The 14,559-nt window shown below is 68.3% G+C and carries 18 protein-coding genes; 14 read left to right on the top strand and 4 right to left on the bottom strand.

Translation table 11 applies throughout. The annotated features are described in order from the left end of the window. The first annotated feature begins 6 nt into the window (after positions 1 to 6). Together secF and G579_RS0111255 are read left to right on the top strand one after the other, a co-directional pair. On the top strand, positions 7 to 957 hold the full coding sequence (gene secF, locus G579_RS0111250) for a protein translocase subunit SecF (protein ID WP_028990271.1): 951 nt from the start codon (positions 7 to 9) through the stop codon (positions 955 to 957). A 193-nt stretch (positions 958 to 1,150) separates the two neighbouring features. Then, positions 1,151 to 1,480 carry a hypothetical protein gene (locus tag G579_RS0111255; RefSeq protein WP_028990272.1) on the top strand — a complete coding sequence of 110 codons (330 nt, stop codon included), beginning with the start codon at positions 1,151 to 1,153 and terminating at the stop codon, positions 1,478 to 1,480. Between the two features lie 67 nt (positions 1,481 to 1,547). Here the strand turns inward: G579_RS0111255 and G579_RS0111260 are convergent, their stop codons facing one another. Together G579_RS0111260 and G579_RS0111265 are read right to left on the bottom strand one after the other, a co-directional pair. Continuing rightward, positions 1,548 to 2,639: a fatty acid desaturase gene (locus tag G579_RS0111260; RefSeq protein ID WP_028990273.1), complete on the bottom strand. Its 1,092-nt coding sequence runs from the start codon at positions 2,637 to 2,639 to the stop codon at positions 1,548 to 1,550. Between the two features lie 941 nt (positions 2,640 to 3,580). Then, positions 3,581 to 5,188, bottom strand: a complete 1,608-nt coding sequence (locus G579_RS0111265) for an NFACT RNA binding domain-containing protein (protein ID WP_155989816.1) — start codon at positions 5,186 to 5,188, stop codon at positions 3,581 to 3,583. 129 nt (positions 5,189 to 5,317) lie between these two features. On the opposite strand from G579_RS0111265, the gene glyA reads away from it, so the two are divergent. From glyA to nusB, 8 genes are all read left to right on the top strand, one after another. Next, complete coding sequence (gene glyA / locus G579_RS0111270) at positions 5,318 to 6,562, top strand: serine hydroxymethyltransferase (RefSeq protein WP_028990275.1); 1,245 nt, start codon at positions 5,318 to 5,320, stop codon at positions 6,560 to 6,562. 20 nt (positions 6,563 to 6,582) lie between these two features. Further along, positions 6,583 to 7,092 (top strand): transcriptional regulator NrdR, encoded by a 510-nt coding sequence (gene nrdR / locus G579_RS0111275; RefSeq protein WP_028990276.1) that lies wholly within the window; start codon positions 6,583 to 6,585, stop codon positions 7,090 to 7,092. Beyond that, on the top strand, positions 7,089 to 8,183 hold the full coding sequence (gene ribD / locus G579_RS0111280) for a bifunctional diaminohydroxyphosphoribosylaminopyrimidine deaminase/5-amino-6-(5-phosphoribosylamino)uracil reductase RibD (protein ID WP_230973841.1): 1,095 nt from the start codon (positions 7,089 to 7,091) through the stop codon (positions 8,181 to 8,183). The genes nrdR and ribD overlap by 4 nt, the downstream gene beginning before the upstream one ends. Positions 8,184 to 8,196: 13 nt before the next feature. After that, positions 8,197 to 8,517: a quaternary ammonium compound efflux SMR transporter SugE gene (gene sugE, locus G579_RS0111285; protein WP_028990278.1), complete on the top strand. Its 321-nt coding sequence runs from the start codon at positions 8,197 to 8,199 to the stop codon at positions 8,515 to 8,517. A 17-nt stretch (positions 8,518 to 8,534) separates the two neighbouring features. Beyond that, positions 8,535 to 9,173: a riboflavin synthase gene (locus tag G579_RS0111290; protein WP_028990279.1), complete on the top strand. Its 639-nt coding sequence runs from the start codon at positions 8,535 to 8,537 to the stop codon at positions 9,171 to 9,173. A gap of 8 nt (positions 9,174 to 9,181) precedes the next feature. Next, positions 9,182 to 10,312: a 3,4-dihydroxy-2-butanone-4-phosphate synthase gene (ribB, locus tag G579_RS0111295; protein ID WP_038019600.1), complete on the top strand. Its 1,131-nt coding sequence runs from the start codon at positions 9,182 to 9,184 to the stop codon at positions 10,310 to 10,312. Between the two features lie 4 nt (positions 10,313 to 10,316). Beyond that, positions 10,317 to 10,787: a 6,7-dimethyl-8-ribityllumazine synthase gene (gene ribH, locus G579_RS0111300; protein ID WP_028990281.1), complete on the top strand. Its 471-nt coding sequence runs from the start codon at positions 10,317 to 10,319 to the stop codon at positions 10,785 to 10,787. A gap of 78 nt (positions 10,788 to 10,865) precedes the next feature. Then, the gene (gene nusB, locus G579_RS0111305; RefSeq protein WP_028990282.1) at positions 10,866 to 11,297 is read left to right on the top strand and encodes a transcription antitermination factor NusB; all 432 of its coding nucleotides are present in this window, start codon (positions 10,866 to 10,868) and stop codon (positions 11,295 to 11,297) included. A gap of 140 nt (positions 11,298 to 11,437) precedes the next feature. On the opposite strand, the gene G579_RS19215 is transcribed toward nusB, so the two are convergent. Then, on the bottom strand, positions 11,438 to 11,707 hold the full coding sequence (locus G579_RS19215; protein ID WP_028990283.1) for a hypothetical protein: 270 nt from the start codon (positions 11,705 to 11,707) through the stop codon (positions 11,438 to 11,440). A 133-nt stretch (positions 11,708 to 11,840) separates the two neighbouring features. On the opposite strand from G579_RS19215, the gene G579_RS18340 reads away from it, so the two are divergent. The 4 genes from G579_RS18340 (at position 11,841) to G579_RS19075 (ending at position 14,301) form a co-directional block, all read left to right on the top strand. Beyond that, complete coding sequence (locus tag G579_RS18340; protein WP_051181462.1) at positions 11,841 to 12,377, top strand: DUF2939 domain-containing protein; 537 nt, start codon at positions 11,841 to 11,843, stop codon at positions 12,375 to 12,377. 446 nt (positions 12,378 to 12,823) lie between these two features. Continuing rightward, on the top strand, positions 12,824 to 13,120 hold the full coding sequence (locus G579_RS19220; protein ID WP_038019584.1) for a hypothetical protein: 297 nt from the start codon (positions 12,824 to 12,826) through the stop codon (positions 13,118 to 13,120). Beyond that, entirely contained in the window at positions 13,117 to 13,800 is a 684-nt protein-coding gene (locus tag G579_RS19225) for an MliC family protein (protein WP_051181465.1), read from the top strand. The genes G579_RS19220 and G579_RS19225 overlap by 4 nt, the downstream gene beginning before the upstream one ends. A 141-nt stretch (positions 13,801 to 13,941) precedes the next feature. Further along, complete coding sequence (locus tag G579_RS19075; RefSeq protein ID WP_155989818.1) at positions 13,942 to 14,301, top strand: hypothetical protein; 360 nt, start codon at positions 13,942 to 13,944, stop codon at positions 14,299 to 14,301. On the opposite strand, the gene G579_RS0111330 is transcribed toward G579_RS19075, so the two are convergent. Further along, the coding region (locus G579_RS0111330) for an IS5 family transposase (RefSeq protein WP_028990065.1) at positions 14,232 to 14,559 on the bottom strand (328 nt) is incomplete at its 5' end. The two genes, G579_RS19075 and G579_RS0111330, sit on opposite strands and share 70 nt — an antisense overlap.

Below are 14,559 nucleotides of genomic sequence, written 5' to 3' on the forward strand. Positions count from 1 at the left end.
TCGCCCATGGAATTCTTCAAAGGCAGCACGCAAATCCGCTTCATGGACCGGCGCGTCCATTTCGCCATCCTGTCCGCCATCCTGGTGCTGGGCAGTCTCGTTGCCTTGTTTACCAAGGGCTTGAATCTCGGCATCGACTTCACCGGCGGCACGCTCATCGAGGTGCGCTACCAGCAGGCGGCATCCGTTTCCCAAGTGCGCGAGGCACTGGCGCGCAACGGCTTCGGCGACGCGGTGGTGCAGACCTTCGGCTCGCCTCAGGACGTGCTGATCCGCCTGCCGGGCGGCAGCCAGGCCAGCAGCACGGCGCTCAGCGCCCGGGTGTCCGCCGCCCTGCAGCAAACGCCCGGCGGTCAAGGCCTGGAGATCCGGCGGGTGGAGTTCGTGGGCCCGCACGTGGGCCAGGAACTGGCCACCCAGGGCCTGCTGGCCCTGCTGCTGGTGATTCTCGGCATCCTGATCTACGTGAGCATCCGCTTCGAGTGGCGCTTCGCCGTGGGTTCCATCGTTGCGCTGCTGCATGACCCCATCCTGATCCTGGGCTTTTTCAGCGTCAGCGGCATGGAATTTTCCGTTACCACCCTGGCCGCGCTGCTGGCGGTGATGGGCTATTCAATCAACGATACGGTGGTGATCTTCGACCGCATCCGCGAATACCTGGTGCAGCAGCGCAACAAGTCGGTGGTGGAGGTGTTGGACATGAGCGTCAATTCCACCCTGTCCCGCACCATCATGACCAGCTTGACCACGCTGCTCGTGGTGCTGGCGCTGCTCTTCTTCGGCGGCCCGGTGATCCAGCCCTTTGCCGTGACCCTGGTGATCGGCATCATCGTCGGCACCTATTCCTCCATCTTCATCGCCAGTCCCGTGACCCTGTGGCTGGGCCTGAAGCGCGAGCACGTGCTGAAGACCAAGCTGATCCGCGCCGGCGACCGGGAGGACGGGGCGCGCATCTAGGCGGGCGGGTGTTGCCGGTGGAGGTGACGCGATCGCGGGCAAGCCCGTTCCTGCGGGGCGAGCGGCGCCGGGGCCACTTGTAGGAGCGGGCTTGCCCGCGATAAGGCCTGGATGAGAGCGGCGAGCAGACGCTGGTCGTTCGCCCTGGGCCGCATATCACTTCGCAGAGCCTTGGTTCCGAACAGGAGGCGCCATGAAGGTGAAGGAACTGATCGATACTTGGGAGAAGCACGCCAGCACCAGACTGACGGCACACGAACTGGCGATCCGGCTGCCGCTGCGCGATGCCGCGCGCATCGCCGCCCTGGCGGAGATGTATCCGCTCCGCAGCGAGCGGGAGCTCATCGCCGAGCTTTTGAGCGCGGCGCTGGACGAGTTGGAGACCTCGCTGCCCTACGTGCAGGGCGCGCGCGTGATCGCCGAGGATGACCAAGGCGATCCCATCTACGAGGACGTGGGTCCCACCCCCCGCTTTCACGCCCTGACGCGCAAGCATCTGCGGCGTCTGGAGAGTGAAACGTGAATCATGAAACGTGAGCCGGCAGTGCCCGGATCAGAATCACGAATCACGTTTCACCGATCACTGTCTCTCAAGCGCCGGCGGCGCGGCTCAAATCCCCTTGGGCGTTGTTGCGGACCAGCGCGGCGCCCTGCCGGAAGCTGTACCACACCTTGTTCTCGAAGTCATAGAGCTGGCAGCTTTTGAAAATGTGCCGCACCGTGGACCAGCGGAAGCGGTACTCGTGGATGTACGAGCCGTACTCCCGCTTCAGGTCGGCGTAGGCGCGCTTCAGGTTGTAGAAGGGGATGCGCGGGTCCACGTGATGCGGCGTGTGCACCATGATGTTGTGGATCAGCATTTCGCTCAGGCGAGAACAGCGCACCACCGTGCTGCAATAGAGCTGGCCGAGGGTATTGGTCCACTCCTGCCGCGAGTCGAAGAAGGGGATCTGCGGGTGGGTGTGGTGCAGGAAGATGAAGAGGGCGATGAAGTAGTTGAAGACCAGCCACGGTACGATGACCGCGGCGATCACGCCCACGATGCCGCCCGCGTAGGCATAGGCCAGCGCCGAGAAGGCCAGAAAGAAGACCAGCGTGATCAGCTTGTTCAGCGTGAGGAGATGGCGGTCCTCCGTGTTGGCGTCCGGCTTGAAGCGCACCATGCCGGGCCACCAGACGCGCAGCAGGTAGTGCAGGGCGCAGCTGTAGGGGCTGCGCTCCAGCCGATAGATGAAGCGCTGCCACGGCGAGCGGCTGGCGTATTCCGCCGGCGTCAGCGGACGCCAGATCCAGTCCACCGGACTGAAAGAGGTGAAGCTGTGGTGCACGCGGTTGTGGCCGAAGGCCCAGAGGCGATACATCTGCAGCGAAGGCAGCATGAAAATCGTGCCCAGCACCTCGGCCACGCGCTTGCTCTTGAAGAGCGCGCCGTGGGCGGCATCGTGGGCCCACACGAACATGAAAGCCACGGTGCAGCCGGCCAGCAGGCCGAAAAAGAGCTTCAGCCACGGGCTGTGGCTGGCAAAGACGCCCCACATGGCGCTCAGATAGAGGACAAGGTCGAAGGCGTACCAGCCCAGGGCTTTCCTGGTGGAGCGCTGATAGCAGTCGCTGGAGATCGCCTGGCGGACGGTGTTGAGCTTGATGCCTTGTAGGGTCTGGATATCGGTCGCTGAGCCCATGCTTCTTCCTGGTCAGGTTATAAATGGACCCGGTTATATTTATATAAACAAGGGCAGGATACAAGAGGGAAGTGGGTGCGCGGGGTCGCTGGCCGGCCTCCCGGGCTGGCCCGCCTGCTGGCGGTTCGAGGAGCGGTCGCTGGTAGGCGGCTAGATTGAGCTGGGCCTGTGCCGCCCAACGGGTTGGGGTTAGGAGCGGGCTGCGCCCGCCAGCAACCTGCTTTTTGCCGCTCATTGCGTTCGCTCTCGCTGCGCTCGCGAAAACGGGCCGCGCCCGTTGCCTGAGGCGCCATAGGCGCCGAAAGCGCAGCGGTAAACTTCCGCTGGTCGTTTTGCCGTTCACTGCGCTCGCTCTCGCCTGCGGCTCGCGAAACTCCCGTTGGTCGTTTTGCCACTCCCGTGGGCTGCTCTCGCCTGCGGCTCGCGCAACTCGACGGGACAACGGGGTGGAAACGGCAAAGGCAACCCAGAGCCCCGCTGCCGCCGTCGGCTGTCGGAGCGAGCTGGCTCGCGATTGCTCGCCAATCGACACGGCTGATCGCGAGCCAGCTCGCTCCTACAAGCCAGGATGACAGCCCGCCAGGCTTGGCGCGGCACCGCTCGCGCCGGGCAGGGGGAAGGCTGATAGGGCGGGTGCCCGGCCATTGCCCCTGGACCGCGCCGCCGCCGCTGGCCGTGGGAGCGGGCTCGCCCGCGATTCCTTGGCAGGCGATTCAGTCTATCGCGGGCCAGCCCGCTCCTACACGCCTCCAGTAGTCCCTCCCGCCGGATGCGGTTAGGGCTATGATTCCTTTGCCCCGCCGAGTCGCGCAATTCGCCATTGACCCGCAAAGCGGACCGGTGGCGGCGGATCGCTGCGCGTCGGGGACATTAGCCGTTCCGATTCCCAACATCTGCTGGCTGCGCTCCGCCGGTTTTCTCTCATGCCGAGCCGCAGCGCATCATGCTCCCGCATCCACATCCACGCGCCAGGTCCTGAACTCCCGATACAGCACCTGCCCCGGGCCGCCGCCTGGCTTGCGGGTGACGAAACGGGCCTGGGTCCAGTCCACGTCGGCGGCCTGGCCGGCGCGCGGGCTGTGGCGCAGGGCCAGGGCGGCGGCCTGGGCCAGCACCCGGTCCGGCGGGCGCTTTTCCTGCTTGGGCATGCGGATCAGCACGTGGGCGCCCGGATGGTCCTGCACGTGCAGCCAGATGTCCCAGGGGCGGGCGAGCTTGAAGGTGATGGTTTCGTTCTGGCGGGCGCTGCGCCCGACCAGGATCTCGTAGCCGTCCACGCTGACGCGCAGGGGCTCGGCATTGCCGTTGCCTGCGCGGGCGGCGCGCGGCTTCGTCTTGCCGGTCTCGGCCGGCGGATGGAGGGCTTCCAGGCGCGCGGCGATACTTGCCGGCGTGCCTTCGCCGCTGTCCAGCTCCCTGCTGAGCGCCTGCAGCGCGGCGAGCCGGTCCTCCAGCGCCCGTTGCCGCTCCAGGGCCTGGGCCAGGCCGCGCTCGGCCTTGCGCGCCTGCTTGAAGTAGCCTTCGGCCTGCTGATGCAGCGGCAGGCCGGGCGTGACCGGCACCCGGATGGCGGCGGGCGGCTCGGCGTTGTAGTCCAGCGCCTCCACCGCATCGCTTTGCGGAATCCGGTCGGGCAGGGTGTAGAGGGCCTGTCCCCAGCGCCGATAGCGGGCCGGGTCCTGCAGGCGCTCGACATCCGCGCGCACCTTGCGCAGCGTCTCGCTTTCGCGGTGGACGAGCTGCCGCAGCCGCTGTCGCAGCGCCGTCTGCAGCGGTGCCTGCGCATGCGCGCCGGTGCGCTCGCGCAGGAAGGCCGGCCAGCCCGTCAGGAAGTCGGCCGGGCCGAGCTCATCCCAGCCGGGCAGGACGATGGGATACAGCAGGTCGTGGTCGTCCCGCCGCAGGCGGTGCCAGGGTCGGCACTGCCGCCGCGCCGCTTCGGCCGTTGCGGCCAGATCGTCCTGGGCTGCCGGAGGCAGTGGGGGACGGAGGCGCGGCGCGATGAACCAGAGCCGCTCGCCACCCATGCCGGCCGGGGGACGGTAGGGTTGCTGCGGCAGGATGCGCGCTTCCGCCGCCGTGACCTCGTCCCAGCGCCAGGCGAAGCGCATTCGCCCGTCGCCTTCCAGCAGGACGAGGTTGCTGCGCTGTCCCAGCCACTCCGCCACCAGGGTGCGCTGGTCGCGCCGGCCGCTGATGTGCCGCCGTTCGAAACGCAGGCATAGCACCCGGTCCGGATGGGGCGCGTCGATGGCCTGCAGGTGCAGTCCCTGGAGCTGCTGGCGCGCCAGGTTGGCGAAGGGGGGTGACTCGGCCTCGGGCAGGGCGTCGGCCAGCCAGAGGCCCAGTGGCGCGCGGGCGATCTGCAGCAGCAGGTCGCGGGTGCCGAATGTCAGCACGATGCCGCCGGGTGCGCTGCGTACCTCGGTGAGCCTCGCCCCCCGCAGGGCATCTGCCAGGCAGGCGGCGGCGCACTGCAATTGCAGTGCGTCCATGTTGAAGCGGCCCGGGGGGGCGGCGGCTTGGGGCTTGGCGGGAGTTGTCGTCACGGTAGTTTTGGGCGCAGCGATCGGCTTGCGGTTTTGCCTGCTTTCACGTAATTTGAAGAGTTTCCTAATTTACCCACTTTTCCATCATAACACAGCGGCCAGCTGACGCGGGGTTGGCGGAGAGGCACCATGTTTTCCAAGAAGATGAATATTGCGGATTTCGATCCGGCCCTGTGGGCCGCCATCACCGGCGAGGCCCGGCGCCAGGAAGATCACATCGAGCTCATCGCTTCCGAGAACTTCACCAGTCCCCGCATCATGGAGGCGCAGGGCTCGGTGCTGACCAACAAGTACGCCGAAGGCTATCCTGGCAAGCGCTACTACGGCGGCTGCGAGTACGTGGACCAGGTGGAGCAGCTGGCCATCGACCGCGCCAAGCAGCTCTTCGGCGCCGAGCACGCCAACGTCCAGCCCCACTCCGGCTCCCAGGCCAACCAGGCGGTCTATCTGTCCGTGCTCAAGCCCGGCGACAAGATCATGGGCATGAACCTGGCCCACGGCGGCCACCTGACCCACGGCGCACCGGTGAATCTGTCCGGCAAGCTCTTCGAGGTGGTGGCCTACGGCGTTGCCGCCGAGGACGAGCGCATCGACTACGATGCCATGGCCGAGCTGGCCGAGCGCGAGAAGCCCAAGATGATCGTGGCCGGCGCCAGCGCCTACTCGCGCATCATTGATTTCGCCCGCATCGGCGAGATCGCCCGCGCGGTGGGCGCCTATCTGATGGTGGACATGGCCCACATCGCCGGCCTGGTGGCTGCCGGCCTGCACCCGAGCCCGGTGCCGCACGCCGATTTCGTCACCAGCACCACCCACAAGACCCTGCGCGGCCCGCGCGGCGGCCTGATCCTGTGTCGGGAGGAGTACGCCAAGGCGGTGAACTCCATGATCTTCCCCGGCCTGCAGGGCGGCCCGCTGATGCACGTGATCGCCGGCAAGGCGGTGGCCTTCGCCGAGGCCCTGGCTCCCGAGTTCAAGGCCTATCAGCAGCAGGTCATCGACAACGCCCAGGCCCTGGCCAAGGGCGTGGCCACGCGCGGTTATCGCATCGTGTCCGGCGGCACCGACAACCATCTCTTCCTGGTCAACCTGGGCGACCGCCTGACCGGCAAGGACGCCGAAGCCGCCCTCGGTCGCGCCCACATCACGGTGAACAAGAACGGCGTGCCCTTCGATACCCGTTCGCCCTTCGTCACCAGCGGCATCCGCATCGGCACGCCGGCGGTGACCAGCCGCGGCTTCGGCACGGCGGAAATGCATCATCTGGCCAACTGGATCGGCGACGTGCTGGACGCCCCGGACGACGCGGGCATTGCCGAGCGGGTGGCGGGCGAGGTGGTGGAACTGTGCCGCCGTTTCCCCGTCTACGGCTAAAGAGACGCTAGGGAGCATCCGTGCGCTGCCCCTTCTGCAACCACGAAGACACCCGCGTCGTCGACTCGCGTCTGGCCGACGAGGGCAGCAGCGTGCGCCGGCGGCGCGAGTGCCCCGCCTGCGGCTCGCGCTTCACCACCTTCGAGCGGGTGGAATTGGCCATGCCTACCGTGGTCAAGTCCGACGGGCGCCGCGAGCCCTTCGACGAGCAGAAGCTGTTGCGCGGCCTGCAGCGCGCGCTGTCCAAGCGGCCAGTGGACACTCAGAAGGTGCACGCGGCGGCGCGCGCCATCCAGAAGCGCCTGCGCGAGACCGGCGAGCGCGAGGTGCCCTCGCGACTGATCGGCGGCTACGTGATGGAGGCCCTGCGCGAGCTGGACCCGGTGGCCTACGTGCGCTTCGCCTCGGTCTACCGCCGCTTCGAGGACGTGGAAGCGTTCAGCGCCGAAATCGAGCGCCTGCGTCGGGCCTACGAAGAGAACGACGCGCAGCAGCTGAGCCTGCTGCCGGAGAAGAAAGGCGGCGCTTGAGCGCGGATGCCGAGTACATGGCGCGTGCCCTGGCCTTGGCGGAGCGGGGGCTCTACGGGACCGATCCCAATCCGCGCGTGGGCGCCGTGCTGGTGCGCGACGGGCGCATCGTCGGCGAGGGCTATCACGCCCAGGCCGGCACTCCCCATGCGGAGGTGCACGCCCTGCGCGCGGCGGGCGAGGCGGCGCGCAGCGCCACCTGCTACGTGACCCTGGAGCCGTGCAGCCATTTCGGCCGCACGCCGCCCTGCGCCGACGCCCTGGTGGCGGCGGGGGTGGCGCGGGTGGTGGTGGCCATGCAGGACCCCAACCCGCAGGTGGCGGGGCAGGGCATCGCGCGCCTGCGGGCGGCGGGCATCGCCGTGGAGGTGGGCCTGCTGGCGGAGCAGGCGGCTGCCCTGAATCCCGGATTCATCAGCCGCATGCAGCGCGGACGGCCCTGGGTGCGGCTCAAGCTGGCCGCCAGCCTGGACGGCCGCACGGCGCTCGGCAACGGCGTCAGCCAGTGGATCACCGGCCCGGCCGCGCGCGCCGACGTGCAGCGTTTGCGCGCCCGCAGCGCCGCCGTCCTCACCGGCATCGGCACGGTGCTGGCCGATGATCCGCGGCTCGATCCGCGCCTGGACGGCGAGACGGTCCTGCGCCAGCCGCTGCGGGTGGTGCTGGACCGCGAGCTGCGCACGCCGCCTGCGGCGCGTCTTTTCATGGCGGCCGGGCCGGTGCTGATCCTGCACGGCCCCGGGGCGCCGGCCGCGCGGCAGGCGGCCCTGCGGGCAGCCGGGGCGCAGCTGCAGGCGGTAGCGCCGGCGGCGCGCGGATTGGCGCTCGACGCGGTCTGGCAGGCCCTGCAGGCGCGCGAGATCAACGAGGTGCTGGCGGAATGCGGGCCGACCCTGGCCGGCGCCCTGATCGAGGGCGGCTGGGTGGACGAGCTGGTGCTGTATCTGGCGCCCAAGCTACTGGGCCACGATGGCCTGCCGCTGGCGCATCTGGGACCCTATGCGGCACTGGATCAGGTATCCTTGTGGCAGTGCCTGCGGCACGAGCTGCTGGGCGAGGATCTCAAGCTGCTGCTGCGGCCTCGAAGCTGACGGCGGGAAAGTCATGGCGTGGCTGTATCTCTTTCTGGCGGGACTCTGCGAAATCGTGTGGGCGGTGGGCCTGAAGTACACCGAGGGCTTCACGCGCCTGGGGCCGAGCGCCGTCACCGTGGCGGCCATGGTCCTGAGCTTTTACCTGCTCGCCCTGGCCCTGAAGAGCCTGCCCATCGGCACCGCCTACGCCGTGTGGACCGGCATCGGCGTGGTGGGCACCAGCATCCTCGGCATCGTGCTCTTCGGCGAGGCCCGCGATGCCTCGCGCCTCTTTTTCATCGGCCTGATTGCCGTGGGCATTCTGGGCCTGCGTGCCCACGGCACGCACTGATCGGAGCGGTTGAGACTATGTTTACCGGCATCATCCAAGCAGTGGGCCGCATCCGGGCCAAGCAGCCCCAGGGCGGCGACATGCGCCTGCTGATCGACGCAGGCGCCCTGGACATGAGCGACGTCAAGCTGGGCGACAGCATCGCCGTCTCCGGCGTCTGCCTCACCGCCACCGAGCTGCTGCCCGACGCTTTCTGGGTGGACGTATCCCAGGAGACCCTGGCCAAGACCATCCTCGGCGACCTGCAGCTCGACACCCGGGTCAATCTGGAAAAGGCCCTGCGCCTGGCCGACCGCCTCGGCGGCCACCTGGTGGCCGGCCACGTGGATGGCGTCGGCGAGGTGGTGGACCTGTCGCCGGCCGGGCGCTCGGTGGTGTACCGCATCCATGCGCCCCGGGAGTTGCGCCGCTATATCGCCGCCAAGGGCAGCATCTGCGTGGACGGCATCAGCCTCACGGTGAACGCGGTGCAGGGCGGCTACTTCGATCTCAACCTGATCCCGCACACCCTGGCCCAGACCACGGCCGCATCCTGGCGCGCCGGCACCCGGGTGAACCTGGAGGTGGATCTCATCGCCCGCTATCTGGAACGGCTGGTCAGCCGCGAGGCCGACGGCCTCACCCCCGAATTCCTCGCCGAGCACGGCTTCGCCTGATGTCGCACATGCAAATCAGCCCCATCGAAGAAATCCTGGCGGAGATCCGCGCCGGGCGCATGGTCGTGCTCATGGACGACGAGGACCGCGAGAACGAGGGCGATCTCGTCATGGCCGCCGAGCACGTCACCCCCGAGGCCATCAACTTCATGGCCAAGCACGGCCGCGGCCTGATCTGCCTGACCCTGACCCCGGAGCGCTGCCAGCAGCTGGCCCTGCCGCTCATGGTCAGCAGCAATCGCACGCCCTTCGCCACCAACTTCACCGTCTCCATCGAGGCCGCCCGGGGCGTGACCACCGGCATCTCCGCCGCCGACCGCGCCACCACCATCCTGGCCGCCATCGCCGACGAGGCCGGGCCGGACGACATCATCATGCCCGGGCACATCTTTCCGCTCATGGCCCAGCCGGGCGGCGTGCTGACCCGCGCCGGCCACACGGAGGCCGCCGGCGACCTGGCGCGACTGGCGGGCTGCAAGCCCTTCGGCGTGATCTGCGAGATCCTGAACGAGGACGGCAGCATGGCGCGCCTGCCCGACCTCATACCCTACGCGCGGCAGCATGGCTTGAAGATCGGCACCATCGCCGATCTCATCGCCTACCGTCGCAGCCGCGAGCCCCTGGTCGAGCGCGTCGCCAGCACGCCCTGGCCCACGCCCCACGGCACCTTCATCCTGCACGCCTACCACAGCCGGGTGGACCAGGAAACGCACCTGACCCTCGCCTGGGGCGAGCTGTCAGCGGCCGGCGAGGAGCCGGTGCTGGTGCGCGTGCAGGCCCAGTCCGCCCTCTGCGACCTTTTCGGCGGCGGCGACCACTGCGGACCGGGCGTGCAGGCGGCCCTGGCCGCCATTGCCCGCGCGCCGCGCGGCGCCCTGGTATACATTCGCAATCCGGAGAGCGGCCAGGCGCTGGCGAACCAGGTCCGCGACCTGGAGCTGCTGCGCCGCGGCCTGCTGCCGGAGCCGGGCGAGGGCGAGTCCTTGCGCAACTACGGCATCGGCGCGCAGATCCTGGCCGATCTCGGGGTGCGGCGCGCCGTCCTGCTGAGCAACAGTGAAAAAAAACTCCACGGCATCAAGGGCTTCGGCCTGGAGATCGTGGGACAACAGCCCTTCGGGGCCGCAAACGAGGAATAGCGACATGGCGGAAATCAAGAGCATAGAAGGGGATCTGCAGGTCGCCGGGGCGCGCTTCGCCCTGGCGGTGGGGCGCTTCAACAGCTTCATCACCGAGCACCTGCAGGCGGGGGCCATCGACGCGCTGCTGCGTCACGGCGCCCGCGCCGAGGATCTGGAGGTGGTCAAGGTGCCGGGCAGCTACGAGATCCCGCTGGTGGCCAAGAAGCTGGCCATGAGCGGGCGCTACGACGCCGTCATCTGTCTGGGCGCGGTCATCCGCGGCGGCACGCCCCACTTCGACTACGTCGCCGGCGAGGCGGCCAAGGGCGTGGCCCAGGCCAGCATGGACTCGGGCATCCCCGTGGTCTTCGGCGTGCTCACCACGGACACCATCGAGCAGGCCATCGAGCGCGCCGGCACCAAGGCGGGCAACAAGGGCGTCGATGCCGCCATGACCGCCATCGAGATGGTGAACCTGCTCAAAAAGCTATGAGCAGTTTGAACAAAACGGGCATTCGGGCTGCCAAAGGGGACAGCGCAAGCGCAGTTTCCACGGCGCACAGAGGTTGGTATGAGCGGAAGTAGACGTTTGGCCCGCGAGGCAGCCATGCAGGCCCTTTATCAGTGGCAACTCAACCCCGGCGATCCCGCCCAGGTCGAGGCCCAGTTCCTGGCCGACGAGGAAGTGCAGGGCGCCGACCTGCAGTTCTTCCAGCAGCTATGGCGGGGCGTGACCTCCCATGCGGACGAGCTCGACGCCGCCATCCGCGGCAAGCTCAGCGACCGCAAGTGGGACGAGATCAGCGAGGTCGAGCGCGCCATCCTGCGCCTCGGCGCTTTCGAGCTCGCCCATCGCCTCGACGTGCCTTACCGCGTCGTCATCAACGAGGCCCTGGAACTCACCAAGCGCTTCGGCGCCGAACAGGGCCACCGCTTCGTCAACGGCATCCTCGACAGGCTCGCCCACGAATGGCGGGCGGCGGAGATGGCGCGGCGCTCCTGACGCATCCTGCCAGCCGGACTTCACTCCCGCCGCGGTCCAGCAGCTCAGACGGCTGACGCTGCCGGGACCACCCGCCACCGAAGCCTGGACGTCCCGGCACCGCCAGTGCTGGGACGTGACCAGTGAACTCCCCGCAGGCGTCAGCCGATGCCCAGCAAACGGTGCACCAGCCCGGTCACCAGCCCGAGCACGATGACCGCACCGAAAAAGGGCAGGGGCGCGCGCATGGCGTAGGTGCCGCCGAGGGCCAGGGTCGCGCCGAACATGGCGCCGGTGACGACGTTGGCCTGGGTCGCGGCGGTCGGCTCCAGACCGAGGGCCATGGCGATGCGCAGCGCGGCGAAGCTGAACAGGCCGATGAGGACGACGAAGATGACGCGGTTGCGCCGGGGGGAGTTGAGGTGCTGCACGGGAACTTCCTTGACCAAGTGGACAACGGAGGAACGGCGCCCGATAAGCTATCATGCTCCGGTGGAAAAAGCATCCCCGAGCCGCATCTCTGCCAAGCTCGGGGCTGGCATTCTTCACAAGGGAGGATTCCGCGTGACAAAGAACAAGAAGCTGATGCTGGGTGTGATCGTCCTGCTCGCTGCCGGCTGGATTTACGCGGCCCCGTATCTGGCCGTCCGCAGCATGAAAAGCGCGGCGGAAAGCGGAGATGCGGTGGCGCTGGCCGACCACGTCGACTTTCCGGCACTCAAGGCGAGCTTGAAGGCCAGCCTTGCTGCTGAGATGACACGACAGATGGCGAGAGAGGATGACGCATTCGCGGCGCTTGGCGTGGCCATGGCCGGCGTCATCATCAATCCCATGATCGATGCGCTCGTGTCCCCCGAGGGGCTGGCGGCCATGATGAAAGGGCGCCAGCCGGACCCCGGCAGGCAGGCGGGCGCAGGCGCCCAACGAGGCGGGCTTGGCGCGAGCGAGGCCGATCCTGTGCTTGAAATGGGCTATGAAACGTTCAACCGGTTCGCGGTGAGGGTATCCGACAAGGTGGATCCGAAGCGGGAGTTGACCATGGTGTTCCTCCGCGACGGCTTGTCCTGGAAATTGTCCGCAATCAGGCTGCCTGGCTCCTAACCGGCCCGCTCCCAGCGAGAGGGTACTCGGGGAACGCGGGCGTCGTGCCACCGCTGCCCCGGCAGCGAACTGGCCGCGCTGCTCATGGACTGTAGGAGCGGGCTGGCCCGCGATAACGGTGCCGCTCGACCAACCCGATCGCGGGCCAGCCCGCTCCTACCAGCACGGGCAGCGTCACGGCCGCGCGAACCGACGGGGATCGCCCACGCTAGCCCTTCACCCGGCATGCGCCCGGCGGGGGCGGGCATGCCGGGCGGGGGCGGTGCCATGCCAAGCCTGGCGGGCTGGCATGTTGGTGTGCAGGAGCGGGCTGGCCCGCGATCCGCCGTGCCGGTGGGCAAGCAAGCATGGGCCAGCCCGCTCCTGCGGCCGGCGGCAGCGGCGCGGTTGGGCCGGATATCGCGCTGCCCGCTCCGCATGCGGCACATCGAACGAGAGGCATCCGTATGCAAACGCTCATCTGCGAAGCGATCCGCGATCGCGTGCTGCTCGAACTCCGCTATCAAGGCTTTGCCCGGATCGTGGAGCCCTACGCCTACGGCCGGGACCGGGATGGAGACGAGTTGCTGCGCTGCTACCAGGTCGCCGGCGGCAGCCGCGGCGGCGAGGAGGCCGGCTGGAAGCTGCTCAGGGTGGCCGAAATCGGCGCGCTGGCGCGGACCGCGAAGCCTTTCGCCGGGCGCTGTTCCGGCAACCGGCATGGCGATCCGGCCATGGCCGAGATCTTCTGCGAGCTGCAATGACGGCGGTCCGGCCTGTTCGGTTCTGGCCTTGGCGGCATCTCGGCGCGGCGCTGAGCGTCTCTCTGCTGGCCGGCTGTGCGCACCAGCCGCCCGAGCTGCCCCGCCCGCAGGCAGCTGCCGATGCCGTACGCTCCTACGTCTACGAATGCGAGGGCGGCTATCGCTTCCTGGTGCATTTCGCGAGCACCCAAGTCAGGCTCTTCCTGCCCGAAGGCAGCTTGACCTTGCCGCAGGTGATCGCCGCTTCCGGCATCCGCTACAGCGACGGGACGGTGACCTTCTGGGGCAAGGGCAGCAGCGCGCTGCTGGACCTGGGGACGCGCCGCTACAGCCAATGCGGCGGCCGCCCGGTGGGTGACGCCTGGGAGGATGCCCGGCTGCGCGGCGTGGTTTTTCGGGCGCTGGGCAACGAGCCGGGCTGGTATCTGGAAATCGGCCGGGACGGCGGGCTGCTCTTCGTGACGGATTACGGCCGGACCCGCCATGCCTTTGCGGCGGCGCGGCTGGAGCGGGAGCCCGGGGCGGTGCTGTACCGGGCCCGGGCCGGCGGTCAGGCGCTCACGGCGCGGCTGGTGGACCGGCCCTGCCGCGATGACATGAGCGGCGCGGTCTTCGCGACTACGGTGGCGGTCACGCTGGACGGCAAGCGCTACCGGGGCTGCGGCCGGGCGCTGCGATGATCCCGGCACGGCCGGCATGCTGCGCCTGTCGAATCCGTCTCTCAGGGACTATACTTGACTTGACTTGACGCGCCGCACCCGCGTGCTGCAAGTCCACGCGGACCGGCACTCCACCGTTGTCGGACTGGAGGAGGGCGAAGCATGGCAAGCAACGTACGCTGGCTTGGGCTGGCCACTTCACTGCTGGCGGCGGGCGCCGCCGCCCAGGAGCCGGACCCACGCTTTTCCATTGAACTCGAAGGCGGCGGCGTCTGGCAATCGCGCAACAAGGTGCAGATTCCCAACGATGCCACGGGCACCCGTTTCGACTTGGCCGAGCTGACGGGCAGCGGCCCCTATGCGGCGGGGCGTCTGACCTTTACCTACGCCTTCCGCCCCCGGCACGAGCTGCGCCTCGTCTACGCGCCGTTTTCCCTAGGGTCTGTTCTCAATCAAGCCAACCAGACGATGGAACAAGCCAGATGGACGAACGACAGGAAGGAGTGGGCGAGCTTGTCGTAACGCGTGGCGATGCGTCTGAATTGCTTGATGCGAGCGAAGAAACGCTCGATCAGATTGCGGCTCTTGTAGATATGCCGGTCGAACGAGCGGGGGTTGAGTCGGTTGGAACGCGGCGGGATTACCGCCTGACCGCCCTGCGTCGTAATTGTTTCGACGAAGGCATCCGAATCGTAGCCCTTGTCGGCCACGATGAATTCGGCCGGCTGATCCTGGATCAGTGCTGCGGCCTGTTCGATGTCGGCGACCTGACCTGCCGAG

This window comes from Thermithiobacillus tepidarius DSM 3134 (assembly GCF_000423825.1).
Classification (GTDB): domain Bacteria; phylum Pseudomonadota; class Gammaproteobacteria; order Acidithiobacillales; family Thermithiobacillaceae; genus Thermithiobacillus; species Thermithiobacillus tepidarius.